Origin of the sequence: Halococcus hamelinensis 100A6, assembly GCF_000336675.1 — an archaeon.
Classification (GTDB): domain Archaea; phylum Halobacteriota; class Halobacteria; order Halobacteriales; family Halococcaceae; genus Halococcus; species Halococcus hamelinensis.
Genome location: NZ_AOMB01000036.1, coordinates 43,188 through 67,884, shown reverse-complemented (window position 1 = coordinate 67,884; position 24,697 = coordinate 43,188). Strand labels below are relative to the sequence as shown.

The window sequence follows — 24,697 nt, the reverse complement described above, 5'->3', positions numbered from 1 at the left end:
CCCGCAGAAAGTCCCAGAGATGATGACGCCAGCAACCAGTGCAGGCCCGCTAACCAGACTCATCGCCGCCAAGAGAACAGCAAATCCGACGAGGTCGCCGAACAATGTGGCGACGGCACCGAAACGTGCGGTGAGACCTGGGGCAACGACAATAGAGAAAATCGCAACCAGCGTTCCCCACGCGAAAAACGTCAGACCGAGATTCGTTGCTGAAAGACCAAGCACAAGCGGTGCGTACGCGAGAACGGCGAAAAACCCAACGGAGTAGAGCAATCCGACGACTGCATTCGTGCGGACGCCAGTATGGCGAAAAGCCTTGAGAACGTCAGCAATACTCTGGTCGCGGTCTGCACCGCCGGACTCGGGAATAGCGACGATCGCAAGTACGAATCCAATTGTTGTCAAGAGTGCAGTGCCGAAGAAGGGGAATCTCCACGACTGAGAACCGAGAAACCCTCCGATGAGTGGCCCGGTCGCGATACCCAGTCCAAGAGATGCCTCAAATAGGGTGATAGCACCGGCAGTACGGCCAGCCGAACTTCCAACAATAATGGCAAGAGCCGTCGCAGTAAAAAGGGCGTTTCCAAGACCCCAACCGCCACGGAGGAGAGCAAGCGCCTCAACGGATGGCGCGAATCCACACAGTCCTGCAAAGATGGCAACTAATCCGAGCCCTATCACGAGTGTATTCTTACTACCGATACGCGTCGCCAATGCGCCCGAGATAAACATAGCGGCTGCCATCACAAGGAGATAACTAGTAAAGAGCAGTTCGACCATGAAGTGTGAGGCACCCATCGAACTAGCAATCGTCGGAAGGACGGGGTCGACGACACCAATTCCGAGAAATGCCATAAATGTTGCAAGTGCCGTTGCGAGAACTGCTGGCGGATATTGTCGAAGTTTGCTGAGTGGGTTCACTGACGAACTGGTTAGTTGTAGTGCCGTGATAACCTTACGATCCCCTGTGTTGGCTTTCGCGCAGTCCAACGCCAACGGCAACCACCACCGCAACTGTAACCGCCACGTCGACTCCGACCCCCACACCCACCCCGACGAGGGCCCACCCGATGGACCGGACGAATTGAGCATCGAATTTGCGATCGAATGGGACGAAGACAACGAGAGCGCAGATGAAGACGGCAAGCGGATACAGATCGAGTAATTCGCCATATTCTAGAAAACGAATTAATTATAACTGACTCTTAGTTCGTTGGCTTACCACAGCGGCTTCGTATAGTTTCTCGTTCCAATTCTCCGAACTCCTTTTGTATGTATCCGTCGTTCATTATATAATGGCAAGTCAACTTCTTCGACTGTGGCGGAGATACCGTTCTGTCCCTATCGTCTATCGCATCGCTGCTGCGTTCGTTCTCGGATCCATCGTCGGATTGCTCGTCGGGCCGCCAGCACAGCGTCTGGAACCACTCGGCGACCTATTCGTTCGTTTACTTGAGATGATCATCGTTCCGATCATCGTCTTCACCTTGCTGATGGCGGCAGAGAGACTTTCGCCGACCAATCTCGGCAAGATTGGAGGTCAAACCCTCCTTGTCTATATGGTCACGACCACCGTCGCCATCGTCATCGGATTAGGGATAAGCAACGTTATGGACCCTGGGTCGGGGATAACGCTCGCAAGCGGCAACGTCAACACCGAGCAAGCGCCGTCGCTCGGCCAGCAGCTCCTCAACATCGTCCCGACGAACCCGATCTCCGCGATGGCGGAGGGCAACATCCTCGCGATCATCTTCTTCGTACTGGTGTTCGGTATCGGAATGACGCTGGTGCGAGAGGAGGCTGACGCCGACTCGTCGATCCGGAACGGCATCGACACGATATTCGAGACGGCCGAGGCGGGTGCGGAAGTGATGTTCAAAGTCGTCTGGGGGATCATGGAGTACGGCGTGATCGGTGTCTTCGCTCTGATGGCGGCACTGTTCGGCGAGATCGGGATCGAAGCTATCGGGGCGTATGCGATGTTATCATTGACCCTCGCTATTGCGATTGCGCTCCAAATGACGATCGTCTACTTTCTCGTTATCCTCCGCGGGTTGGTTGGCGTCTCTCCACTCGCGTTTCTCCGTGGCACGCGGGAGGCACTGGTGACGGCGCTCAGTATCCGTTCGTCCAGCGGGACCCTCCCCGTCTCGATGTCGAACGCCGAGGACAACCTCCGTATCGACGAGGGCGTCTACAGCTTCTCGCTGCCGCTCGGGGCCACGATCAACATGGACGGAACCGCGATGTATCTCGGTATCGTCGCGATCTTCGCCGCGAACATCGCCGGCGTATCACTCACGATCACTCAGCAGTTCGCAATCCTCGTCACTGCGCTGCTCGCCAGCGTCGGGACCGCCGGCGTCCCGAGCGCGAGCCTCGTGATGATGGCTGCCGTGCTGACTCAGGTCGGTCTCCCGCTCGAAGTCATCGCGATGATCGCCGGTATCGATCCCTTCCTCGACCGCCTTCGCACGATGAACAACGTCGCTGGTGACCTGGCGGTGAGTACCCTCATCGGGAAATGGAACGGTGCACTCGACCTTACAACCGGCGTGTGGGCCGATGAGGTCAGTACGGGTGATGCTATTGCAGGTGATCCCTCCACCGACTGATTGCCCTCGTGACGATACTGCTCAGAAATAAGAGAGGGGAAAGAGATAATACTAGTCCATCACCCGCCCCCTGCAGTCCCTACTGACTCACTACGTAGGTACACCGGACTCAGCGCTGCCAAACAACAACCTCAATCCGGCCGTTTGAGCACCCATCCTCAAGGAATAGAGCCGATCAGTGGCGATACCCTTCCTCGCGGGCGATCACCCGACCGGTGGGCAGGCAGCTGCTCGCCGTCGGCGATGAGCTCGGTGTCTTCCTGATAGGGTATGGTGACGACCCTATCAGCGCCTGCAACGAGTGATATTTGGTGATGAAGATGCTTTTTGGATCAGGATTCGTGGATGAGGATTATCGTCTGGAAGCCACAGATTGCCGTGAACGAAGCGATGGCTGACAGGAGTACCGATTCCGTAGTCAACCACAGCAGCAGAAACACGCAGATAGATGTAGCAAATATCATTCCCCATACTGCATTGATACCGGTAGCTCTCTGAGGGACCCCCTCGGAAGCCTCGTCACCCGCCATCACAGGGACTTTGATGAGCCGGCATCTCAAGATCGGCTTGTGGTGGAGCTCCGCGTAGTCGCCAGCCCGAAGCTGTTTGAGGTTCGATCGTACCCTCTCCCGTGCGAAGTCCGTCTCGTCGGCAATTACTGGTCGTACACGACCATGGCTGATCCGCGAACCAAGTGGACAAATCCACCAATGAGTTGGTCGTATCAATCGTTATTCGGGTCACCACAGACAATACACAGTAAGGGATGCCTTCGGTTTAAAATTTGTCACTAGTGCGTTCGTTGTCTGTTTGGCAGCGTGCAGACCGATGAGGACCGTCTAGCCGTGTGCGCCATAGGCAAAGCTATCTGAATACGAATACTACGGATCGTGTTCATGAAGATCGCTCTCGTTGTTTTGGATACGCTTCGGAAGGACGCGTTCGATGAGCAGTTCGAATGGCTTCCAGGAGCTAGGTTCGAGCACGCCTGGTCGACGAGTCACTGGACAATGCCGGCTCATGCCTCCCTTTTCACTGGAAAATACCCGAGTGAAGCCGGAACCCATGCGAAATCGGAGGGTCTTCACGACCCGGATCCGACGCTCCCGGAACTCCTGCAGCAGGCCGGGTTCACAACACGGGCGTTCAGTGCGAATCTGATGGTATCTCCCCCTTTCCGATTCGATCGTGGCTTCGATACCTTCGATGGGTCGTGGCGATTGAACGTCAATAGCCGAGAGCTCATCGGGTGGACCGATCTATCCCGGGATACCCAACCTGGCCTTCGCGGCTACCTAGAAGTTCTTCGGCGAATACTCTCACGGGAGTACCGAGTTCTTCCCTCACTTCAACGAGGGATACAGAATCGATTAGCCGAGGTAGGTATCGAATCAGGTGCCGTCGATGATGGGGCAACGGCCTGTTTACAAACGCTCTCTAACGCCCGTTTTTCCGATGATGAGTTTTTCTTCATCAATCTCATGGAAGCACATGCCCCGTATCGACCACCCGAAGACTACCGTACAGCGGATGAGAGTTCGTATGATGAAGTGGCGGCCACAGTTGGTGACCTTGCGGTCGACAGCGCAGCTGTTCGGGCAGCATACGACGACTCTGTGAGATATCTCGCCGATATGTACAAGAAGGTTTTCACGATCCTCTCAGGGCAGTTCGACTATGTCATCACGATTGGTGATCACGGGGAACTCTTCGGTGAACACCAAAGCTGGCGTCATTTCCATGGGATCTCTCCGGAACTAACCCACATCCCGATGGTAGTCTCCGGGGACGGTCTCGATAGCACATCGAACAAGCCCGCGAGTATCCTGGACGTGCATCGGACGATTCTCGACCTCGCTGGGATCGAAGCTCCTTCTCGGGGGCAGAATCTCCTCGAGGGCCTGGATGGACGACCTCGGCTCACCGAATTTCAGGGACTGCGGCCAGGGCGTATCGAAATGATGCGTGAGCGTGGCTACTCCGAGGAACTCATCGCACGCTTTGACCGGCCACTCGCCGGTCTCGCCGCGGAAGGGTACTATGGCTATGAAACAGTTGACGAGTGGCAAGAAGACGGCAGTCCACCGATGGTATCTCCACGGAAATCGCTGGAAACCCTTCAAGCGGAACTCAACCGGTCTCAGCATCGAACGGATAGTCCGGATCTTTCTCAAAAACTACAGAACCGGCTCCGTGACCTTGGCTACGCGTAGATCACCGCGGATGCGGAAACAATAGCTCTCAGTCGCGAGTCACGCACTACTGATTACCCACTATCGTTAAAATAGCACGGCTCGAATGGGTCGAGATATGTCCGCGGACTTCCAGCGAATCGGATTGGGTACCTACTCCGAAGCGAACCGAGAGCAGTGGCGAGAAAACGTACTCCAAGCTCTCGATGCAGGATATCGAGTAGTCGATACCGCCGAAGTATACGAGAACGAGACGTATATCGGGGAAGGGATCAACCGATCCGAGGTACCCCGTGAGGAGGTCTTCTTAGCCACGAAAACCGTCCACGAGGTGGAGCCAGGTCCAGGGCACGAGGACATACTAACTGGTGTCGAAGGCAGTCTTGACCGATTGGATACGGGTTACGTCGATCTGCTCTACGTACACTGGCCGGCCGAACTCTACGACCCGGAGACGACCCTTGGTGCCTTTGACGAACTACGGGAGATGGGGAGGGTCGAACACGTCGGCGTCTGCAATTTCGAACCCGACCAACTCGACCGTGCACGCGACGTTCTTGATTCGCCCCTCTTTGCGAACCAAATCGAAATGCATCCGCTGCTTCAGCAAGACGAACTCGTTGGGTATGCCCAAGAACACGACCACTGGGTCGTTGCGTTCTGTCCGTTAGCACAGGGAGCGGTGTTCGATATCCCGGCAATACAAGAAATAGCACAGCGGCACAACGTTTCGCCAGCTCAAGTGAGCCTCGCGTGGCTTCTCTCGAAAGACAACGTTGCCGTAATTCCGAAAGCGTCCAGTCCAGACCATCTTCATGATAACCTGGCTGCTCGGGAACTCGATTTGACTGAGGGGGAGCTCGCCCGGATTGACGGAATCGAGCGCGAAGAGCGTATTATCGACCGCGATTACGCACCGTGGAATCGCTAATGCTGCTGTACGGAATTCGAATCGCCGACCAATAGCGTCGGGAGATGACCGATGCCCGATTAGCATTCGCTTGGAAGCCGCGACGAAGGACGGTTTCCACACGGGACAGCCGAGACATCATGTTTCGTCGATGTGTTAGGGTGTTGGCTAAGGTTTGCCCCCGCGCAACCGGGGGTCCAGAGCACATCAGCATCGTCGACTGTTCCGTTTTGTGACCGTCTTTCTCTCTAAGCACTGTTGTCTATTGATAATAAACGTGTGGAAATCAACGATGCTCGGTAGCTTAGGAAATTGCCGACGAAGAACGGTTTCCACGCGAGACAGCGCGGGACTATGCTTTCGGTGGTATGTTGAACAACTCTAACTATGAATTCTTGCACTGGTATGGCGATGGAGCAACTGGAATCTACCACCACAACAAATATGCCCACGGGATATGACTTCGAGTTGCATGCTATGTAGTAGCACAAAAGAGCACACACTGACTCTTCTATTCAAGGAACTCGAACACATTCTACCCACGTTTCGTTCGCTTTCAGCGAGCGACTATTTGGAAATGGGTGCCTGAATGTCACTTCTGGACGAATACAATATCGAGCCTGACCCAAGACTCGAACGAGCCCAGCACGAGGCAAAGGTCATATTCGCGTATATGATCACGATGGGGTTGCTGTTTTTCGCAACCGCTGCTTGGGGGGCGCTGTCCTACGATGGTCAGTTCGAGTACATTCTTGGGTTTCCCACGTACATGTTCTTCATTACGGTAGAGTTGATTCTATTCGCGATCGTCGGCTTTCTCATCGCGTTCTATTATATCGAGGATGCCTCCCTAGAAGCTTGGAGGAGCTAATATGGTCGATGGCATTATCCTCACCTTCGCAGCGTATATCCTCATTTTACTGGCCGCCACGTTCTATGTGGGATATCTTCAACAGGGGGTCGACACGGAGGACTATCAGAACGAATTCTACGTCGGAGGGCGCGATCTCGGGATACTCGTCACACTCATCTTAGTTGCCGCATCGGGAATCAGCCCCGGGACATTCATCGGCAGTCCGGGGTATACCTGGGAGTATGGACCGTCCTACACCCTAGCGATACTCGCTCAAGGCCCGTTCACACTCTACGTACTCGGTATCTATGGCAAGAAAATGGGCATTATCTCTCGACGGATCGACGCGGACTCCCTCCTTGATCTGTATATCGCGCGGTATGAGTCCTATAAACCGCTCATCTTACTGCTTGGGCTCGTCGTTATCGTATTCACTGAAGCCTACGTCTCTACAGAATTCACCGGTGCTGCGCGAGCGATCACCGCTATTTCCGGCCTTCCATATACACTCAGCATGTTGATATTCGCTGGTATCGTTATCCTGTACACGACACTGGGCGGACTTCGTGGAACTGGGATCATCGGCATTGTTGGCGGAATCGCAATGACGTTCGGGACGCTGGCGTTGCTGGCTGTCACTCTGGGTTCCGGTAGTGAGATATTCTCGAATATCGCTTCCATCAATCCCGATCTTCTCGTCCCCCCCGGCGACGGAATCTCGTGGTATCGATACGTCGCAATCTGGGTGACGTTTTCGTTCGGTTGGTTAGGTATCGCTCATGCGATTCAGGGCAATCTAGGGGTGAACTCAACGACGACGATCAAGCGGTCGGCAGGACTGGGTGCGTTTTTGGTGACGTTTTGGTCCTTCGTGGTAATCATCCTCGCCGGGAGCGCTGGGAAAGTACTCAATCCGACCGGGATTGCCCCTGACCAGAACCTTCCGCTGTATACGCTCGCTGCGCTGCCGGATGTCCCATCCGGAATCGTATTGACAGGTGTTGTTGGTGCCGCACAAACGACTGTCGGGGCGATGGGTATCCTGATCAGCTCCGCGATCGTGGTCAATATATATCAAGAGTATGGAAACAGAGAGCTTTCGGATAGGCAACAGCGATTGCTCACAAGCAGCGTGACGGCGGTCGTTGGCCTCGTTGGCTTGGGTATCGGTTTAGCTCAACCACCGCTCTTGCAACTCATCGTTGTCTTTGCGTTCGGTGGATTGGCGACAGGCTTAGCTCCCCCCTTGCTGCTTGGATTCTTCTGGCCTCGGGCGAACAAGTATGGTGCCTTCGTAGGGACACTCACTGGAGTCGTCAGTTATGTGCTTCTCAAAATTTGGGCTCCTGGCCCTATTGGGCAATCTCCGATCATCGTCACTTTGATAATTGCATTTGGTTTGAACATCCTTGTTAGCTATTTCACGGAAGATCCCTCTCCGGAAACACTTCGACTCTACTTCGGGAAATATGATAGCGAGTGAAAACCCCCACAGACAGTGTCGAAGATGCTGTACCATCTCTCTCAGCGTCCTCCGCTGAGGAGTGTGTTCTGGGCTGCTGATCGCGCTAGTGCTTTCGCGAGTGGCCCCAGAATACTCCCGGCTGAGCGCGCATTCTTCGATCGAGAACTGCTCGTTCCTGATTTTTCCCGGTCGAGAGACGTAGACAGATAAGCACTGCCCACCTCCACTCAATGGACACTTACATGAACTCGAACACGATTCCGGCGGGGACACACATCGGTCGAACAGCGCTCCAAGCCTCCGACCTCGAGGAGCTGACGGGATTCTATCGGGATATCGTCGGTCTCAGTGTGCAACGTCGTTCCAACGCTATCGTGGTCCTCGGAGCTGGCGAAACACCACTTCTCGTCTTGGAGCAAAACGAGGACACGCTAGCACGAGGTCGGTCGGAGGCAGGGCTGTATCACAACGCGTTCAGAGTGCCCTCACGTGCGGCACTCGGCGACGCCCTCGGCCGGATACGAAATCACTGGCGGCTCAGTGGTGCGTCCAACCACGGCGTCAGTGAGGCGTTGTACCTCACGGACCCGGCGGGGAACGGCATCGAGATCTACTACGACTTCCCTCGTGAAGAGTGGCCCCGCACTGATGACGGAGGTATCAAGATGGGAACTACTTACCTTGATCTCGACTCAGTGGAGGCGGCCGCCGGTGGCGAATCAGGGGTGCCGCCCGAAACGGATGTTGGACACGTACATTTGGAAGTCACCTCGCTCGAAGCGTTCAGGGACTTCTATGTGGACGTTCTCGGATTCGAAACTCAGGTAACCGAACCGGACGCGCTGTTCGTATCCGCTGGCGGGTATCACCACCATATCGGTGCGAACGTCTGGCACGATCGAACAAGTCCAAGTGACGGTAGCGGACTAGCTTGGTTCGAAATCGTCCTTCCGGAGACCCAAGCGCTGGAGGCGATCCAAAACCAAGTAGCGGACAGTCAGTTTAGCATGACTGCAACGAACGGCGAAGCCTCGGTTATCGGGGTAGACGGGATCGAGATTCGAATCACGGTAGAGTCACAACCCTCCTCGAGATAATATACGATACATCACTTCGTGAATTACGACAGTTGGCGTCTAATAGGCGCTATTCGAGCTCTTTTTCGATTACGTAGCCCCATTTCTCGTAACCCATCCCCTCATAGTACTCATGAACGCCTTCTTTTGTTGCCGGCGACGCGAGCGCCACGTACTCGCAGCCTTTCTCGGTAGCCCATTTTTTCACATGCTCCGTAAGAGCAGTCCCATATCCTCGGCCTCTCTGTGGCTCATCGATGACCAGATCATAGAGCCACGCATGGCGAGCGTGGTGAAGGACGTGTCTGAGAAGAACGCCAGCCACGCCAACAAGTTCATTTTCAACGAACCCACCGAGAAGATGATAGTCATCCTCGCCAGTCCACTCGAGCACTTCTTGTGGGTCAGCATTAGTGAATAGCTGGCGAATCAACGGAACCGCTTGGCGGCGCTCACTTTCATTGATCAGCTCGCAAATCTCCATACACGAGATTCACTGGAGGTGCAATGAAAGAGCCGCTTGTCCCAGCTTTCCATGCGATCCATCTACTTCTTGAAGAACGCACTGAACGATCGAGCGAGAACTCCCTTATTGGCCGCGGAACGAGTCGAACATGAAGACGTTACAGGCGACTTGGATCGGGCCAGTCAGAACTCCAGTGATCGCACTGCCATACCCTATCGGCGTCTGCAACCCTGTTGCCGCATTCGCACCACTCGGAATCCCGCCCCCGACCAACAAAGCAACGACGAAGATCACCAATCCCACGGCCAAAAACGCGAGATTTACACCGAAAATCGTCCAGACGTTTCCACCTGCGAGTGCCCAACTCCGTTTCAGACCGGCCAGTGGGCCCTCCTCTTCTATCATGATCGCTGCTGTCGTCAACGAGAGCCGATACGCTACGTACAAACCCGGGATGACCAGTAGGATACCCGCGATCCCGGCGGCCACGTAAGTCACGAGGTAGGCTACGACGACGAATACGACCAACAGAATGCGCGATTTCTCGGCCTGCACATCCCACCCATTGCGGAATACGCCATCACCGTCACCAGCGCGGCGACGACTGGTGAAACGACCACTCCCAGATAGGTGCTGAAAACGTTTGCAATAGCAGGAATAATGTAGAGGCCGAACGCCAACGGGATGCTGATCGCGATCGAGACACCTTCGCGCAGTATCTCGATTATACCGGGTGACCGGGCTCGACTCATCTCCTCTTCCGAGACGTTAGACATACTCATCGAACTATGTTTTTTCTCGAATCAAATCCATAAATACGTCTGGGTTTCCCGATCGTCGACAGGACCACTGCAGTCGTACACACGCCATCATCTCCGTTCATCACCAGATACTTTCCAAGCAGGGCGATCGTTCACTCATCTCGGGGATCGTCACTGACACCATCCTCGTCTCAGAGGAGAAAAGAACCGCTCTAAGCGTGCTTGATCTCCGGTAGAGATCGAGAACTGGTCTCGACCTCCGTCTCCGAGAGCATTAATGACGTCGAAGGCACTAGCTCCGATATGGATCTGACACTCGTTCGGCACGCGACCCTGGTCGTCGACATCGAAGGCACACGATTCCTCGTCGACCCGATGCTGTCGGAGTCCGGTGCGAACCCACCGGTCGAGAACACGCCCAACCAGCAGCGGAACCCGCTCGTCGACCTTCCGGACGTTCCCTTGGATCACGATGCAGTAGTCGTCACCCACCGCCATCCCGACCACTGGAACGACTGGCAGGAAGCCATCGACACCGACACACCGCTGTTCTGCAATCCAGCGGAAGCGGACGCGTTCATAGAAGAGGGTTTCGAGGATGTTCGGCCAGTCGAGGAGTCGCAGTCGTTCGAGGACATTACGATTCGGCGGACACCTGCACGACACGGCCATGGTGAACTCGCTGAGGCGATGGCACCCGTCTGTGGGTTCGTGTTCGAAGGAGACGAAACCCTCTATCTCGCGGGAGATACGGTCTGGTATCCTCCGATTCCCGAGACCATCGACACCAGCGAGCCGGATGCGGTCGTCCTGAACGCAGGCGCGGCGCAGTTCCTCGAAGGCGAGCCGATCACGATGGACGAGACCGACGTCGACCGCGTTCGCCAGCACGTCGATGCGGAGACGCCGGTTCTCGCCGTTCACATGGAGTCGATCAACCACTGTCTCCTTACCCGCGATGAGCTCCGTGAGGCCGTTGATAACGTGATGATCCCCGCAGACGGTGAGACCGTTGAGCTTCGTTCGGTCTGACCCAGAGGGCTGACAGCGCTTCTGGGTCGTTTCTGAGAAAATCCAAGAACACTACATCGGATGGAAGGCTGAGTGGCGAGTGTCAAGACAGATCACTATTGGCCAATATACTATCCGTGGATGAGAGCGACGTTCCCAATCGAGAGCATTTGTAGGGAATTACCTGGGTGATGAAATGATGACGGCGCTGTATCCCCTCCCTACTCGCGCTCCCTTCGGTCGCGCTCCTTGAGGGAGGGGCCTTAGCACCTGGATTTAGGTAAACCCCTGCTCAGAGTGGCGTGAACGGGAGTACCGCCCGCGAGGTTTCGTCGTACGCAAGTACATCGGTTTGACTGGCATCCGACGGTGTAAGGAGATCGATGATCCGAGGCGCGTTTTCAACCGCTCCCTCTTTCGCCCCGCCGAACACGTACTGTCCCGCCTCGACTTCGATGGCGCGGAAGCTACCGGTGGCTTCGGACCCAACTACCGGCACGACTTCGAGGTTCGAGGTGTTCAACCCGCTCAGTTGGTTCTTTGCGACCCGAACGGTGACGGTATTGGTCGCGAAATCGACGAACGTCTCCGGCGTTCCCAGTGTCGTCCCGCTCGCGTCGGTTACTCCCGCTCCGAACCCGCTTGCATCGACCCGATACTGCCATGGGGACTCGAACTCGGCGGTCACGTTCAGGTCATCGAGCGTCGTCGTGCGGCCACCCGAGACCGTGGGGTCGCGGAGATAGACGATGAAGTAGTGTGGCGAGAACGACCCGCCAAACGTATCGTAGAGGTTCGCCACCTCGAACGAGAACAGATACTCGGTATCCGTCTCGTATGCACCGAACGAGAGAAGATCGAACGCACCATCCTCGAAGGCTCCATCCGTCGGATAGACGTACTCACCTGGACCGGTGTCGTCGCCCGACGGATCGCTGAACGTCGCGATCTCCTCACCTGGGGCGACCGCCACGGTCGCTGATGCGAGCACTGTCCCGTCCGAGCCACGAACCACGACATCGTACTCACCCGCCCTACTGAGGGAGTACCCTAATGCAATCGTCTCGTCCGTTGCATTTGGCGGCAATCGAACGATGTCGCTGGCTTCGAGGTCCCCATCCACCTCGATTTTGACCGGCGTTCCGCCGACAAACGCCGCATCGTTCGACCCCGTCGCGGAGATGAACGGTTCGCCGAACTGCGCGTCGCTCTCGATCGAGACCTCGATGTCCTGGTTCGGATACTCGTAGGTGGGTAGATCGCCGATTTCCTTGCCGCGCGCCCGTCGGATCCTGACCGCCGTCCCACCGCTTTGCGCCATCGATGCGAGCAACGTCGTTCGCGACGTGACGATCGCCTCGTCGATCCGGACCGCCGTTGGGTCCGTATCGACCCCGGCGCCGACGTCATCGGAGTAGATCTCCGCGACGTACTTCGGTCCGTTAGGCGGTCGCCCCTTGTCTTTGCCTCGGCCGTGCTCGCCATGTTCACCCTTTTCACGACCTCGTTCTCGTCCCTTTCCGCGCCCTGGATGGTGGTCGTCCCCTGATTGACCGGGCGCGAGGAAGTCAAGCGGTACATCGATCGCACGCCCGTTCTCGTCGGTCATCGCGCCCAGATACCACTCTTCGTCCTTCTGTCGGGCAGTGACGATGTAGTCGGCGACCGCCGAATCGATAACACGCGTCTCGTCCCACCCGGCGGCGGGAACGTCCTCGATGAACGCGAACTCGGGCTTCGTCTCGAAGTTCTCGTTCTCGGGCGTATAGCCCTCGTACGATGCGGGGACGGGCGATCCGGAACCTGCTTCACTCACTGCAACCGTGTTGAGATTGAACCCACCGACGTCACCGGTGAATCCGTCGTCGGTATCCTCGTAGTTCAGTTCGAGTGCGACCGTATTCTCGCCCGCTTCGAGGTCGACGGTCGTTGTGAATACGTCCCATTCGTCCCAGTAGTCGGTAAACGAGGGACTGATGGTCGTCGCCGAGCCGTTGACTCGCAGGGTGGCCTGTGTCTTCCCGGCGTCGAGTACCTGACTCGCATTTTGTTCCGCATCGGCCGCGTACCGGAGATGGAGGTCGTACTGGCCGGCGGCTTCGACGTTCTTCACGACGAACTCGACCGACGACCCCGACGGAGATTTCGAGGGGTCCAGCGGGACGAAATGCGCGCCGAACGCGTTCCGCCAGTCGTTGAGCGTGGTGAGACCATCGAGTTCGCCCGACGGCGCTTGAACGAGCTGGCCGACCTCGAGTTCGTTGTTGACGTACGCCTCGATACGGTCGGCGGCCATCTGGAGGCCGCCAAGGTAGTTGGGATACATCGCGAGCTGTTTGGCCCGCGTGGTCTGGATCTGACCTCCCCGGTCGTCGTTGAACGTGATGTCGAAGATCCCTGGTTGATAGCTCGTTGGTCCCGCGAGCATTCGGGTGAACGGCAGCGTGACGTGATGGTCGCGGTCGACGTCGGAATCGAGATAGGTGAAGCCGTCGTACTCCTGAGCCTTGACGACCTCACGAGCGCCGACGTTCGGATACGTCCGGATCTCCCCGGTTGGCTTGATCCCTTCGTGGATCTCGAGCATCTGCCGATTCGCTGCCGCGTTTTGCATGACCAGCCGGTGGTGGTTGACCGCGAGCTGGTTGTGGTGGTTGTGGGTTGGTTCGGCACCGTTGCCGTCGATGCCGAGCCCCGGGTCGGAGACGTAGCCGTTCTTTATCGACCGAATTCCGACCTCTTCGTACTCCTCGAAGATGTCGTCGTCCTGGATCTCCTCTTCGTAGTTCGGGAGGTTGCCGGCGGTCTCGTTGTGCATGGTCATCTCGACTTCCTCGTCGAGACTCTGGCCGAACGACGTGACCTCCCGGACGTCGAAATCGGGGTAGGAATCGTCGACGCCGAACTCGAAGCCGAGTCCATTGCCGGGGTAAGTATCCCAGCCTTTGTTCCAACCCTCCGCGAGCACGCTATCCATTCCGTTCTCGCTCGCGAACGTCATGTACCGCTTCATTCGTTCGGTTCGCGCCCCGTGGATGTAGCTCGCGGCCGCCTCCTGCGAATCGAACGAATCGTCCGGCCGGTACTCCCAGTTGTTCCCGCCTGCGATCATGATCCACCAGATCCCGACGTACTTTCGCGGCGTGACCCAGTCGGTATCGATCCCGCTGTCAGCCGAGGGAAACGCCGATTCGTCGAGCGGGTCGCTCAAAAGGGGGATGAGCTGTGATTCGACGAGTGCACCCGGCGTCGACCCGACCCCGATCGTGCGCCAGGGCGTCTTGTTCGGGAGTTCGAACGAAACCTTCGTTCGGTCCGGCAGCGGAGTGAGCTCGATGCTGAACTCGGTTCCGCCGTTTTCGGACCGAGGTGCGATCGTTGCAGCCGCGTAGTCCTCGAGGTTTGATTCGTGGATGGAGAGGTAGGCGTCGTCGGCCGCTTGCACCGTTAGCGGCGTGTGGGCACCATTTCGAAGCAGCGTGCTCGTTGGCCGTGTCTCTCGGGTCCCACTCGGGATCTCGCTAAGCGGGGTCTCGCTGTATTCCTGCTCGAAACGAGGATTGGTGACCTCGTTTCGGATCCACCAGGAAGTGTAGTCGCCGGCGAAATTGAATTCGGTGTTTTCGGTGGTAATGACGGCCCGCTCGCTATTGCTCGCGAAATCATCACTCAGGACGAACCGGAATCCCACGCCTTCGTCGAACACCCGGAACTCCAGATTGGCGGACCGTCCCTCTCCGTCCGTTTCGGCCAGGCCGAGAACTAGTGATGTGTACTCGGCGGAAACCCGTTCGAACTCGCCCCAGACCGGATCCCAGTGTTCGGTCGCTCGTCCCCGTTCGCTGCCCGTAACCTCAATCGCGCTCCCGGTCGCTCCATCGGCTGAGCGACCGAACGTCGGCTGATTTCGAAAGTCGAATCCGAGCGCTGATTCATCGAGATACGTCGTCCCGCCGTACTCGACGGCGTAGACCGGAACCCCATCGGAGACATCGACCGTAACCACAATCGACCCGTCGGGTGACTCGACCCGGTGAGTCGGGCCATCCTCATCATTGGTGACTTGTCCGGCTACTGTCTCGGGTATCGACCCGGTATATGCTGCTGCGGCCATTGCCGCCGTCACCCCGCCAAGGAATCGCCGACGATTCGCGCAATACTCGTGAGTGACCGGGATATTGTCATTCATTCGCTGCGTCGAACGCTCGTCTGAATCCGTGTTCTCGTTGTCTGACATCGTATTTTATCCAGATCGATGCCTACGAATACCGAGATTATAAGTGTAATTGCGATTTCGTGGGTAGTTTAAGTCTGCATTTCTCACGGTGATGCTAAGTAGCCATCTCGTCTGATCGAGAACCGGGATGTTGACGGTAAACTGAGCGGCTATCGACATTTATTCCGTCTTTACAACGGAGGATTCCACCTCGTAGGGCTTCAGTCACCCAACTGAGCGCAGGATATTCCGTCTAGTACTCAGGACTCTGGAAACTTGTAGGACGAATAGCGTAGCGAACTCAGCAACCGTCGTAGCGGAACAGATGAGCTAACTACCGGTGCCACTGCGGCGTACGTACCGTCGGATCCCTCAACCGGGGCGCATGAGCGGCGACCATGTTCGTTGTGGGACGAAGCTTCGTCGACGGAGAGAATACTCTTTATCGTCCCGCCCACGAGTACATATCGATCATGAAGAAACTCATCAACGATCCCGAAGACGTTGTCGATGAGATGCTCGATGGGATAGTGGCGGCGCATCCCGAGCGTATTCGTCGGCTTTCGGGGACGGGCGTCCTCGTTCGTGACGACGCACCGGTCGATGGAAAAGTCGGCGTCGTCAGCGGTGGTGGAAGCGGCCACGAACCGGCTCATGCCGGCTACATCGGCGACGGAATGCTCGATGGCGCGGCTGCGGGTGAGGTGTTCTCCTCGCCGACCGCCAACGAGTTCGAGGACCTGATCACGGCGTGCGACAGCGGCGAAGGCGTCCTCGCCGTCGTCAAGAACTACGAGGGCGACGTGATGAACTTCGACACCGCGGCCGAACTGGTCGAGATGGAGGGGACGGACGTCGCGACGGTCGTCGTCAACGACGACGTCGCCGTGGAGGACTCCGAGTACACATCCGGTCGCAGAGGCGTCTGTGGCACGGTCTTAGTCCACAGGGTCGCAGGGGCGAAGGCGGCGATGGGCGCTGACCTCGATGAGGTCCAGCGGGTGGCCCAGAAAGTTATCGACAACGTCGGAACGATGGGAGTGGCACTCACTTCCTGTACCACCCCCGAAAAGGGCGACCCGACCTTCGACCTCGGCGAGGACGAAATCGAGGTCGGGATCGGTATCCATGGGGAGCCCGGCGTCGAGCGAACGACTCACACGAGCGCCGACGCGATCACCGACGAACTGACCGATGCGGTGCTACACGACCTCGATCTCGACGAGGGGGCGGAAGTCCTCACCATCGTCAACGGGATGGGTGGAACGCCGCTCATGGAGCTCTACGTCGTCAACCGCCGGCTACAGGAACTTCTGGGCGAGCAGGCCATCGAGACGTGGGATACCTGGGTCGGTGAGTATATGACCTCGCTCGACATGGCGGGCTGTTCGATCACTATCTGTTCGGTCGATGACGAACTGAAGGAGCTCCTCGACGAGCCAGTCGATACGCCCGCCCTGGTGAAGCCATGACCGAGCAAACGGCGGCGGTCAAAGCGGTTGTCCGAGCCATCGCGGAGCGCCTCGAAGCCGAACGCGAGCACCTGACTGACCTCGATTCGGCCATCGGCGATGCGGACCACGGTGGAAACATGGCGCGTGGCTGGGCGGAAGCCGCTACCGCGGTCGAGGACCTCGACGACACCGACGTCGCGACGGTCGTTAAAACGGCCGGCAGGACGCTCATGTCCGAAGTCGGCGGGGCTTCGGGCCCGCTGTACGGCGGATCGCTCGTGTTCGCCAGCGCGGAACTCGATGACGGGCTCACCGACGAGACGCTCGTCGCGTTCGCCGAGACGTATCTGGAGAAAGTGACCGACCGCGGTGATGCCGCGGTCGGCGACCAGACCATGGTCGACGCGCTGGTTCCGGCCGTCCACACGTTCAAGAAGTCGATCGAAGTGGACGACCTCCCGGCGATAGAGGCGCTCGCGAAAGCCGTCGATGCCGCCGAACGCGGTGTCGCGTTCACGGTTCCCATCCGGGCATCGAAGGGCCGAGCATCGTATCTCGGCTGGCGGTCCGTCGGCCACCAAGATCCCGGGGCGACGAGCACGTTGTTCATCCTCGAAACGCTCCTAGCAACTACACGGGAACGGCTCGATGCCGACCTCGCGTCGTCGGTCGACGCCACTTCACCGGTCACCCCCGAGGAGGATCCGGAGGCATGATCGGGCTCGTCGTCGTCTCCCATAGCGAGCAGGCCGCTCAGGGGATCGCCGAGGTCGCAGCGGAGATGGCCGAGGAGGTCACCATCGAACCGGTCGGCGGCAACGGTGACAGCGGTATCGGTACCGTTCCCGACGATATCGAGAATGCGCTCACCACCGCCGACGACGGGGATGGATGCGTGGTCCTCGTCGACCTCGGGAGTGCGGTGATGAACGCCGACGTCGCCATCGAGATGAGCGACGTCGAGGCCGTGATCGCGGATGGACCGGTACTCGAAGGAGCGGTCAACGCAGCCATCGCGGCCACCGGCCCGAATGCAACGCTCGAATCGGTTCGAGAGCAAGCCGAGGCCGCACGTGACATCGACAAACTATGAGCACCTATCCTACGCATATCGCTGACTCCCATCGATCCCGACCCATCGGATCGAACTGTTCATCGCTATTTCCCTGATCAGACAGCGTCATCACGTACTTCCGGTGTCGTCGGCTCGAACTTCGTGCCTCCGACAAACCATCCTCGCGACCTGTGGTAGCTGCTTCTCCTCCAGCCCTAGAATATACCCGATAGCAATCGAATCGTCTGCATATGCTTGACGTGACTGTCCCACGTCGTGTCGTACTCGCGTTTGCCGGGGCCGGTGGCATCTTGGGCGCTCTCCAGCTCCGCGACCGGTGGAAGCTCCAGAAACATCAACGAGCGCTCAGGACCGAACGAACGACCGATGACGTGTTCGACCCCGATTCTATTGGCGAGCTCCCGAAAGCAGCCCGGCGCTATCTTCGTCACGCTATCGCACCAGCCACGCCACTCGCGCGTCGGGTCGAGCTTGTGATGGATGGGCAACTCCGTCTCGGCGACCGCTGGCTGTCATTCGACGCCGAGAAGACACTGGCCGCACGCCGCGGGTTCGTCTGGCAACCGAACGTTCACTCCGGTCTCGGCCTCGGGTTTTCGGGAGCCGACTTCTCCGTCGACGGCACCGGTGGGCAGCGATTTGCCCTCGCTGGTCTCGTCCCCATCGTTCGTTCCAGCGGGGAGGCCATCGACCGTTCGTCGGCCGGCCGGTTTCTCGCCGAGTCGGTCTGGCTCCCCACGAGTTTCCTTCCGATGATGGGGGCTGAGTGGGACGGGATCGACGATCGCCGGGCACGCGTGACACTTCCCACCGTCGAGGAATCGCTCACGGTAACCGTCGACGGGCAGGGTGCGGTCGAATCCATCGAAACGCTCCGTCTGGATGGCGATACCGGCGAGATGCGCCCGTTCGGGGCGATCGTAAAGCGTGAACGAACCGTCAACGGATTCACTATCCCTTCCCGAGTAGAGGTGGGCTGGGGGTTCGGAACCGATGCGTATGAGCCGTTCTTTCGAGCGAAACTTCGAGAGGCCTCCTTTCATTGACTCGACTACTGGCATCGCTCTCGAAAGCGATCACCTCACCTCGACTTTGGTAAAGTACGTCCGACCTGTCCGAGGGCCGTTTTTGAATCCCCAACCTCTGGTGGTCCGATACTCGATCGCGGAAACAGATGGAAAAGTATGCGATGGAATCGACACCGATCTGTAACATTCTAAAAGGAACATGGGTACTGTTGGCGGATCCACCCGACGATGTGGATGGAACGGGAGACCCATAATACTCATATACATCCCAATCGGTGCTGGATTGGGTAATGCTCACGGGAATACCACTGATACTGTTGTNCCCGACGATGTGGATGGAACGGGAGACCCATAATACTCATATACATCCCAATCGGTGCTGGATTGGGTAATGCTCACGGGAATACCACTGATACTGTTGTTGCTCGCTGCAGTCGCGTTCATCGTTTTCGCAACGGCGAAACTCGACCTCCATGCCTTCCTCACGCTCCTCATCGCTGCGTACGCGACCGGTCTCATCGCTGGTCTCGATCCAACGAACGCAGCCACACTCGTCACGGATGGCTTCGGGAGCGTTCTCGGCTCCATCGGCATCGTCATCTTCGCCGGTACCATCATCGGAAAGGCACTCGAACGCTCCGGTGCCGCTATCGTCATTGCGGACAGCATTCTAAACCTCATTGGCGAGGAGCGAACTGCGGAGGTCATGGCCATCACCGGCAGCCTCGTCAGCATCCCCGTCTTCTGTGACTCGGGGTACGTCATTCTCTCCGGCCTGGCACGGTCACTCGCCGAGCGCTCGAACCTCTCGCTCGCGACGCTCAGCGTCGCTCTGGCCAGCGGTTTGTACGTAACTCACGTTTTCGTCCCACCGACACCCGGCCCCATCGCTGCCGCCGGTATTCTCGGTGCCGATATCGGCCTCGTCATCCTCGCCGGGATCGTCGTGAGTCTCCCCATCACGTTCGTCGGGGCGAAGTGGGCGACGACCGTCGCCTCTCGCTACCACATCGACCCGAATCCGGAGACAACGATGGACGACGTCAAAGCGGAGTACGGTACCCTCCCATCGACGACGAGGTCGTTCGCTCCCATCCTCCTCCCTATCCTCCTCATTGCGATCGGAAGCATCGCTTCGTATCCCAACGCGGACGACCCGGCCTTTGTCGCCGGTGCGCTTCAGGATTGGCTGCTGTTCTTCGGTGACCCGTCCGTCGCGCTTATCATCGGTGCTTTCACGAGCTTCACAGTCGTCCCCGAGATTACCGACACGGTCACTGATGAGTGGGTAAGTGACGGTCTCACCGACGCTGCCGTCATCATTGGGGTCACCGGGGCTGGCGGCGCTTTCGGCAACGTCCTCTCGGAACTCCCGCTCCAGGGGTTCATCGGCAACACGTTCGGTGGACTCGGTATCGGTCTCATCGCTGCGTTCGTCACCGCTGCGGCCCTGAAGACCGCGCTCGGATCCTCGACGGTCGCGATCCTCACCACTGCGGGGCTCGTTGCGCCGCTTCTCGGTTCGCTCGGGCTCGCGTCTCAGTGGGGACGTGTCTTCGCCGTCCTCGCCATCGGTGCCGGGAGCATGACGGTCAGCCATGCCAACGATTCGTACTTTTGGATCATCACTGAGTTCTCCGACATGGAAACCGCGACCGCTTACCAGGCTTGGACGCTCGGGACGCTCGTCCTCGGTCTCTCGAGCATCATTTGGATCGTCGTTCTTCAGAACATCGTCGGCATACTCGGCTGATCGCCACCCTGATCGCAGGAGAACGCACCGAACGTATCGCGACCCACCCTGAGCCGTATCGGTCGTAAGTAGCAGGTCACGTGGCCGGATTCATCGTCCTCCTCGACTCAACGAGGGATCGTTACGCTGGCACTCCAAGCGTTATTGACCCGACCAAGCGGCGGAGAGGATGTCACCTATCGTCGTGGCGGCGATCCCTCCGTCGCCCCGACCCGCGCCTGTTTTTCTGATTGCTTCCGCTTTCCGTCGGTGTCTCTGCTTCCTTTCGCTCAGGCTCAGTCCGTTCGCGTTCGCGTCGTTCGCGATTTACGTCGTCGACTGCTGCCGGGAGCTGTCGTTCGATCGCTCGCTCGACGTATCGATACAGTAACACGCCAAGGATGGCGAACAGCACGAGTTTGGTAACGTAGAGTTCGATGATACGCACGGGCGAGAGGTTACTGACCAGGATGTTCCGTCCGAGCATTAGAATGAGCAGCGTCACTCCGAGCAGCACTGCTGGAGCGATGAGTAACGTAAGACCGACGATGAGAAGCCTGCCACGCGCGGGGATCTTTCGTGACCACATACCTTCCTTTCGTCGGCGAGGAAGATAGTCCCTCGCTCTCGGTCGGTAAACGAGGGACGAGAGCTGTTTTCACGCGCGACGGCCCAGGACGATGCTTTCGCGGATGTGTCGAGGGTGTCCGTTGTCCCGTTCGCATTCGACAACCGATCCCTCTCCGCTACTCGATCTCTAAGGAACCACTCTCGCCGTTTTCGTCCCACTCGATCTCGAATTCGACACTCAACTCACCGGGCCCGTCCGCCGGTCCTTCACGCTCGGCTTTGACTTCGAACGTCGGACGGTCGGGTGGATCCATCGTCACGGATTCGTCCCCGGCTCTGAGCGTGATCGCGTCCCCGGCTTCGAGATTGTCCGCGACCCTTCGCAGCATCGCAGCGATATCGTTCCTGCTCTGTGCACTCTCGGATTCGAACAGCACTTCTTCTGGCATACAGCTACCGATACGCTCGGGAATTGTATAAGTAATCGGTTCACTATCTTCAACGACGATATCTCTCACTCTCCCGGACGTCATCGTCCATGAGACACGAATCGACCGACCGCATTTTCGTCGTAGCAGAACACGGGCTCTCTTGTTTCGAAACGCGTTATCCCTTCAGATACCTCTCGAGAGTAGCAAGGGTGTGGGGAGGAGCTGGAGAAGCGACAGTGAAAAGGGACTGGTCGAAGTCCCACACTCATAGACAGATGGCGAGACTCGACGAAATCGACCGCCGAATCCTCTATCGGCTCGCTGAAGACGCACGCGGTACATCCGCACCGACGATCGCCGAAGAGGTCAACGTCTCCGCCGGCACGATCCGAAATCGCATCGACCAGCTGGAAGAAGACGGAATACTGACGGGCTATCACGCGGCCATCGACTACGAGCGTGCTGACGATAGCCTCAGAAACCTATTCGTCTGCGATGTTTCGGTCACCGAGCGGGCCCATCTCGCGACACAAGCGCTCGCGATCCCCGGAGTAGTAAACGTGCGTGAGCTCATGAGTGGTCGCGGCAATCTCCACGTCACGGCAGTCGGTGCGGATACCGAGGACCTCTCCCGAATTTCACACGAGCTCTCCTCACTCGGGGTGGACATCCAGGGAGAGGACCTCGTTCAGAGCGAGCGGACACGGTCGTACCAGCCCTACGGGCCCGAAGAGGACCCCATGGAGCCGTCGATGACCGACTTCCTGAACCTCAGCGGCGAGGCAGAAGTCGTCGACCTCACTATCGCGGAGAACGCAGCCATTGCTGGGTTGACGCTTCGGGAAGCGAACGAAGACGGGCTCCTCGGTGATGAAATACTCGTCGTAGCGATAGAGCGCGGCGAGTCCATCATCACCCCGAAAGGGCATACGACTATCCAGGCAGGTGACCTCGTCACCGTCTTCGGCCGAACCGGTATCACCGACGATTTTCTCGGTCAGTTCACCGGCTCTGCAGGGAATTGAGGAAGGATATCCCGAGATCGGATACTCGCTCTCTTTCGCTCGAAACGCGGTCTTCGTGAGCCGAGACCGGGCCCGCTACGGCTACCGCTCCCAGAACGAAGGCGTGAAGATCACCAGCACCGAGAGGATTTCGAGGCGTCCGATCCACATCAAGAAGACCATATAGAGCTTCGACATCGGTGAGAAGGGCAGAAAGCCGTTCATCGGGCCCACGATGCCGACCCCTGGGCCGACGTTCCCAAGCGTGGCGATCGTCGCGCTGATCGCTTCGAGCCCGGTGAGGTCGAGGCCGATCCGAAGGCTATCGAAGTAGAGGAGGACCGTCGAAACGCCGAATATCCCGATAAAGATGAAGATGAAGACGAAGACGCTCCGGAGGGTATCCTCGTCGACTGGTCCACCCGAATTCCGGATCGGGTGGACGGTGTCGGGATGCACTGTCGTGTATAGTTCGCTGGTAGCTGCGTTCCAAACCAGGTTCCACCGAACGATCTTGATCGAGCCTGCTGCCGAACCCGCCGACCCCCCGAGAAACATCGCGAAAAGAAGGACTACCTGCGAGGATTCGTGCCACGTATTGAAGTCCATGCTGGCGTAGCCGGTCGTGGTCACGACCGCAACCGTTTGGAAGAGCGCTTGCCGAGTTGCGTGTTCGACGTCGCCCACTAACGGGGGGATATGGGTTGGAATCCGCGAGAGCCCTACGCCAGCGAACAAGAGGACTGTGAGGAGTGCACCAACGATCCCCATGGCGAACAAATACGAGCGAAATTCGGAGTTGTGGGTCAGCTTTCGGGGTTTGTTCTGGAGCACGTACCAGAAGAGCGTGAAGTTCGTTCCCGCTACGACCATGAACACGATAACCGCCCACTGAATCGCGGGACTGAACGCTTCGATACTTCTCGCTTCCGGTGAGAACCCGCCGGTTGGCAACGTGGTCAGTGCGTGCGAAATGGCGTTGTAGAGGCCCATGTTCGGTGCGACTCCGATCAGATGGAGGCCGTAGTAGACACCGATCGCGGCGAGTGTAAAGGCGAAGTAGATCTTCCAGAGGGCTCGGGCGGTGTCCTGTATATGTGGTCTGAGCTTTTGGATGGTGGGGCCGGGCGATTCGTGGCTCATGATCTGCGCACCACCAACCGATAACTGTGGCAAGAGTGCAACCATGAGAACCAGGATACCCATCCCGCCGAGCCACTGCGTGAGCTGTCGCCAGAGTAGTATCGAATGCGAGTGCTCCGCGAAGGATATCTCCCCCAGTAGGGTGGACCCCGTCGTAGTGAACCCACTCATGCTCTCGAAGAGCGCGTTCACTGGATAGGCGACCGTCCCTTCACCCGCCACCAGATACGGGAGCGTTCCGAGGACCGGGACCACCAGCCACGTGAGACTCACCAGGAGGAACCCTTCTCGGTGACCGAGTTCGGGGTCTCGCTTCAGTCGTTCGAGACCGATCCCGACGCCGCCCATCACGACGGTCGTCACCAGAAACGGGAGGATGTCCTCACTGTAATAGAGGGCGCAAACAGCGGGGAACAGCGGTGTCAGAGCGAGGTACTTTATCACCGAACCGGTGAAACTGAGACTACTACGGTAATCGACGTAGGTTCTTGGTACTCGGTCCCGTACCGAACGCGTTCGGCCCGTATTCATGCGTAGAGGATTCGCCTGTTGAGCCGGACAGCGAAGCGAGCGTCGCGAGAAGAGGCGGAACTCCCCCTCTTCGGCTTTCGGATACGCCCGACCGACCCCTCGTCTCCATCAGCACTCACTAGTATCTGATATACGGATTCCCATCTCACGTTCACAGTCTTCCG

21 protein-coding genes are annotated in these 24,697 nt (G+C 58.0%); 14 read left to right on the top strand and 7 right to left on the bottom strand.

Going from position 1 to position 24,697, the window contains the following annotated elements:
- Positions 1-921, bottom strand: a 921-nt coding sequence (locus C447_RS13205) for an MFS transporter (protein ID WP_204365842.1), incomplete at its 3' end; no start/stop codon positions are given.
- A gap of 46 nt (positions 922-967) precedes the next feature.
- Between C447_RS13205 and C447_RS18450 the strand changes: the two genes are divergently transcribed.
- The 7 genes from C447_RS18450 to C447_RS13165 all read left to right on the top strand — a co-directional run bounded on the left by C447_RS18450 (position 968) and on the right by C447_RS13165 (position 9,132).
- The gene (locus C447_RS18450; RefSeq protein WP_007694701.1) at positions 968-1,165 is read left to right on the top strand and encodes a hypothetical protein; all 198 of its coding nucleotides are present in this window, start codon (positions 968-970) and stop codon (positions 1,163-1,165) included.
- Positions 1,166-1,295: 130 nt separating this feature from the next.
- Positions 1,296-2,615: a dicarboxylate/amino acid:cation symporter gene (locus C447_RS13195; protein WP_049904500.1), complete on the top strand. Its 1,320-nt coding sequence runs from the start codon at positions 1,296-1,298 to the stop codon at positions 2,613-2,615.
- Between the two features lie 896 nt (positions 2,616-3,511).
- Positions 3,512-4,828 carry a sulfatase-like hydrolase/transferase gene (locus tag C447_RS13185; RefSeq protein WP_007694694.1) on the top strand — a complete coding sequence of 439 codons (1,317 nt, stop codon included), beginning with the start codon at positions 3,512-3,514 and terminating at the stop codon, positions 4,826-4,828.
- Positions 4,829-4,925: 97 nt separating this feature from the next.
- Positions 4,926-5,738, top strand: a complete 813-nt coding sequence (locus C447_RS13180) for an aldo/keto reductase (protein ID WP_007694692.1) — start codon at positions 4,926-4,928, stop codon at positions 5,736-5,738.
- Positions 5,739-6,306: 568 nt separating this feature from the next.
- Positions 6,307-6,588 (top strand): hypothetical protein, encoded by a 282-nt coding sequence (locus tag C447_RS13175; RefSeq protein ID WP_007694691.1) that lies wholly within the window; start codon positions 6,307-6,309, stop codon positions 6,586-6,588.
- 1 nt (position 6,589) lies between these two features.
- Positions 6,590-8,053: a sodium:solute symporter family transporter gene (locus C447_RS13170; protein ID WP_007694689.1), complete on the top strand. Its 1,464-nt coding sequence runs from the start codon at positions 6,590-6,592 to the stop codon at positions 8,051-8,053.
- Between the two features lie 212 nt (positions 8,054-8,265).
- Positions 8,266-9,132: a VOC family protein gene (locus tag C447_RS13165; protein ID WP_007694687.1), complete on the top strand. Its 867-nt coding sequence runs from the start codon at positions 8,266-8,268 to the stop codon at positions 9,130-9,132.
- Between the two features lie 49 nt (positions 9,133-9,181).
- Here C447_RS13165 and C447_RS13160 read toward each other — a convergent pair whose 3' ends face one another.
- Positions 9,182-9,595, bottom strand: a complete 414-nt coding sequence (locus C447_RS13160) for a GNAT family N-acetyltransferase (protein ID WP_010611998.1) — start codon at positions 9,593-9,595, stop codon at positions 9,182-9,184.
- A gap of 105 nt (positions 9,596-9,700) precedes the next feature.
- Positions 9,701-10,132, bottom strand: a complete 432-nt coding sequence (locus C447_RS13155; protein WP_007694681.1) for a hypothetical protein — start codon at positions 10,130-10,132, stop codon at positions 9,701-9,703.
- A gap of 509 nt (positions 10,133-10,641) precedes the next feature.
- On the opposite strand from C447_RS13155, the gene C447_RS13150 reads away from it, so the two are divergent.
- On the top strand, positions 10,642-11,370 hold the full coding sequence (locus C447_RS13150; protein WP_007694678.1) for an MBL fold metallo-hydrolase: 729 nt from the start codon (positions 10,642-10,644) through the stop codon (positions 11,368-11,370).
- A gap of 271 nt (positions 11,371-11,641) precedes the next feature.
- Here the strand turns inward: C447_RS13150 and C447_RS13145 are convergent, their stop codons facing one another.
- Complete coding sequence (locus tag C447_RS13145) at positions 11,642-15,538, bottom strand: glycoside hydrolase family 97 catalytic domain-containing protein (protein ID WP_079254988.1); 3,897 nt, start codon at positions 15,536-15,538, stop codon at positions 11,642-11,644.
- Between the two features lie 500 nt (positions 15,539-16,038).
- Here C447_RS13145 and dhaK point away from each other — a divergent pair, with 500 nt between their 5' ends.
- The 5 genes from dhaK (at position 16,039) to C447_RS13115 (ending at position 20,875) form a co-directional block, all read left to right on the top strand.
- A complete protein-coding gene (dhaK, locus tag C447_RS13140; RefSeq protein WP_007694675.1) occupies positions 16,039-17,037 on the top strand; it encodes a dihydroxyacetone kinase subunit DhaK in 999 nt (332 codons plus the stop codon).
- A complete protein-coding gene (dhaL, locus tag C447_RS13135) occupies positions 17,034-17,735 on the top strand; it encodes a dihydroxyacetone kinase subunit DhaL (RefSeq protein ID WP_007694673.1) in 702 nt (233 codons plus the stop codon). The genes dhaK and dhaL overlap by 4 nt, the downstream gene beginning before the upstream one ends.
- Entirely contained in the window at positions 17,732-18,112 is a 381-nt protein-coding gene (gene dhaM / locus C447_RS13130; RefSeq protein ID WP_007694671.1) for a dihydroxyacetone kinase phosphoryl donor subunit DhaM, read from the top strand. The genes dhaL and dhaM overlap by 4 nt, the downstream gene beginning before the upstream one ends.
- Positions 18,113-18,324: 212 nt before the next feature.
- Entirely contained in the window at positions 18,325-19,140 is an 816-nt protein-coding gene (locus C447_RS13120) for a DUF6544 family protein (RefSeq protein ID WP_029601650.1), read from the top strand.
- Between the two features lie 373 nt (positions 19,141-19,513).
- The gene (locus C447_RS13115) at positions 19,514-20,875 is read left to right on the top strand and encodes a GntP family permease (RefSeq protein WP_007694665.1); all 1,362 of its coding nucleotides are present in this window, start codon (positions 19,514-19,516) and stop codon (positions 20,873-20,875) included.
- Between the two features lie 172 nt (positions 20,876-21,047).
- Here the strand turns inward: C447_RS13115 and C447_RS13110 are convergent, their stop codons facing one another.
- Both C447_RS13110 and C447_RS13105 read right to left on the bottom strand, forming a co-directional pair.
- Positions 21,048-21,443 carry a hypothetical protein gene (locus C447_RS13110; protein ID WP_007694662.1) on the bottom strand — a complete coding sequence of 132 codons (396 nt, stop codon included), beginning with the start codon at positions 21,441-21,443 and terminating at the stop codon, positions 21,048-21,050.
- A gap of 157 nt (positions 21,444-21,600) precedes the next feature.
- A complete protein-coding gene (locus C447_RS13105; protein ID WP_007694661.1) occupies positions 21,601-21,873 on the bottom strand; it encodes an amphi-Trp domain-containing protein in 273 nt (90 codons plus the stop codon).
- A 257-nt stretch (positions 21,874-22,130) separates the two neighbouring features.
- Between C447_RS13105 and C447_RS13100 the strand changes: the two genes are divergently transcribed.
- Positions 22,131-22,880, top strand: a complete 750-nt coding sequence (locus C447_RS13100) for an Lrp/AsnC family transcriptional regulator (protein WP_007694659.1) — start codon at positions 22,131-22,133, stop codon at positions 22,878-22,880.
- Between the two features lie 81 nt (positions 22,881-22,961).
- Here C447_RS13100 and C447_RS13095 read toward each other — a convergent pair whose 3' ends face one another.
- A complete protein-coding gene (locus tag C447_RS13095) occupies positions 22,962-24,533 on the bottom strand; it encodes a TrkH family potassium uptake protein (protein ID WP_029601651.1) in 1,572 nt (523 codons plus the stop codon).
- Positions 24,534-24,697: the final 164 nt, after the last annotated feature.

What these genes read in the sequence shown, in the direction of transcription:
- C447_RS13195 (WP_049904500.1), top strand. Translation starts at nt 1,296, where the DNA reads ATGGCAAGTCAACTTCTTCGACTGTGGCGGAGATACCGTTCTGTCCCT.
- C447_RS13185 (WP_007694694.1), top strand. Translation starts at nt 3,512, where the DNA reads ATGAAGATCGCTCTCGTTGTTTTGGATACGCTTCGGAAGGACGCGTTC.
- C447_RS13180 (WP_007694692.1), top strand. Translation starts at nt 4,926, where the DNA reads ATGTCCGCGGACTTCCAGCGAATCGGATTGGGTACCTACTCCGAAGCG.
- C447_RS13175 (WP_007694691.1), top strand. Translation starts at nt 6,307, where the DNA reads ATGTCACTTCTGGACGAATACAATATCGAGCCTGACCCAAGACTCGAA.
- C447_RS13170 (WP_007694689.1), top strand. Translation starts at nt 6,590, where the DNA reads ATGGTCGATGGCATTATCCTCACCTTCGCAGCGTATATCCTCATTTTA.
- C447_RS13165 (WP_007694687.1), top strand. Translation starts at nt 8,266, where the DNA reads ATGGACACTTACATGAACTCGAACACGATTCCGGCGGGGACACACATC.
- C447_RS13160 (WP_010611998.1), bottom strand. Translation starts at nt 9,595, where the DNA reads ATGGAGATTTGCGAGCTGATCAATGAAAGTGAGCGCCGCCAAGCGGTT.
- C447_RS13150 (WP_007694678.1), top strand. Translation starts at nt 10,642, where the DNA reads ATGGATCTGACACTCGTTCGGCACGCGACCCTGGTCGTCGACATCGAA.
- C447_RS13145 (WP_079254988.1), bottom strand. Translation starts at nt 15,538, where the DNA reads ATGAATGACAATATCCCGGTCACTCACGAGTATTGCGCGAATCGTCGG.
- dhaK (WP_007694675.1), top strand. Translation starts at nt 16,039, where the DNA reads ATGAAGAAACTCATCAACGATCCCGAAGACGTTGTCGATGAGATGCTC.
- dhaL (WP_007694673.1), top strand. Translation starts at nt 17,034, where the DNA reads ATGACCGAGCAAACGGCGGCGGTCAAAGCGGTTGTCCGAGCCATCGCG.
- dhaM (WP_007694671.1), top strand. Translation starts at nt 17,732, where the DNA reads ATGATCGGGCTCGTCGTCGTCTCCCATAGCGAGCAGGCCGCTCAGGGG.
- C447_RS13120 (WP_029601650.1), top strand. Translation starts at nt 18,325, where the DNA reads ATGCTTGACGTGACTGTCCCACGTCGTGTCGTACTCGCGTTTGCCGGG.
- C447_RS13115 (WP_007694665.1), top strand. Translation starts at nt 19,514, where the DNA reads ATGCTCACGGGAATACCACTGATACTGTTGTTGCTCGCTGCAGTCGCG.
- C447_RS13110 (WP_007694662.1), bottom strand. Translation starts at nt 21,443, where the DNA reads ATGTGGTCACGAAAGATCCCCGCGCGTGGCAGGCTTCTCATCGTCGGT.
- C447_RS13105 (WP_007694661.1), bottom strand. Translation starts at nt 21,873, where the DNA reads ATGCCAGAAGAAGTGCTGTTCGAATCCGAGAGTGCACAGAGCAGGAAC.
- C447_RS13100 (WP_007694659.1), top strand. Translation starts at nt 22,131, where the DNA reads ATGGCGAGACTCGACGAAATCGACCGCCGAATCCTCTATCGGCTCGCT.
- C447_RS13095 (WP_029601651.1), bottom strand. Translation starts at nt 24,533, where the DNA reads ATGAATACGGGCCGAACGCGTTCGGTACGGGACCGAGTACCAAGAACC.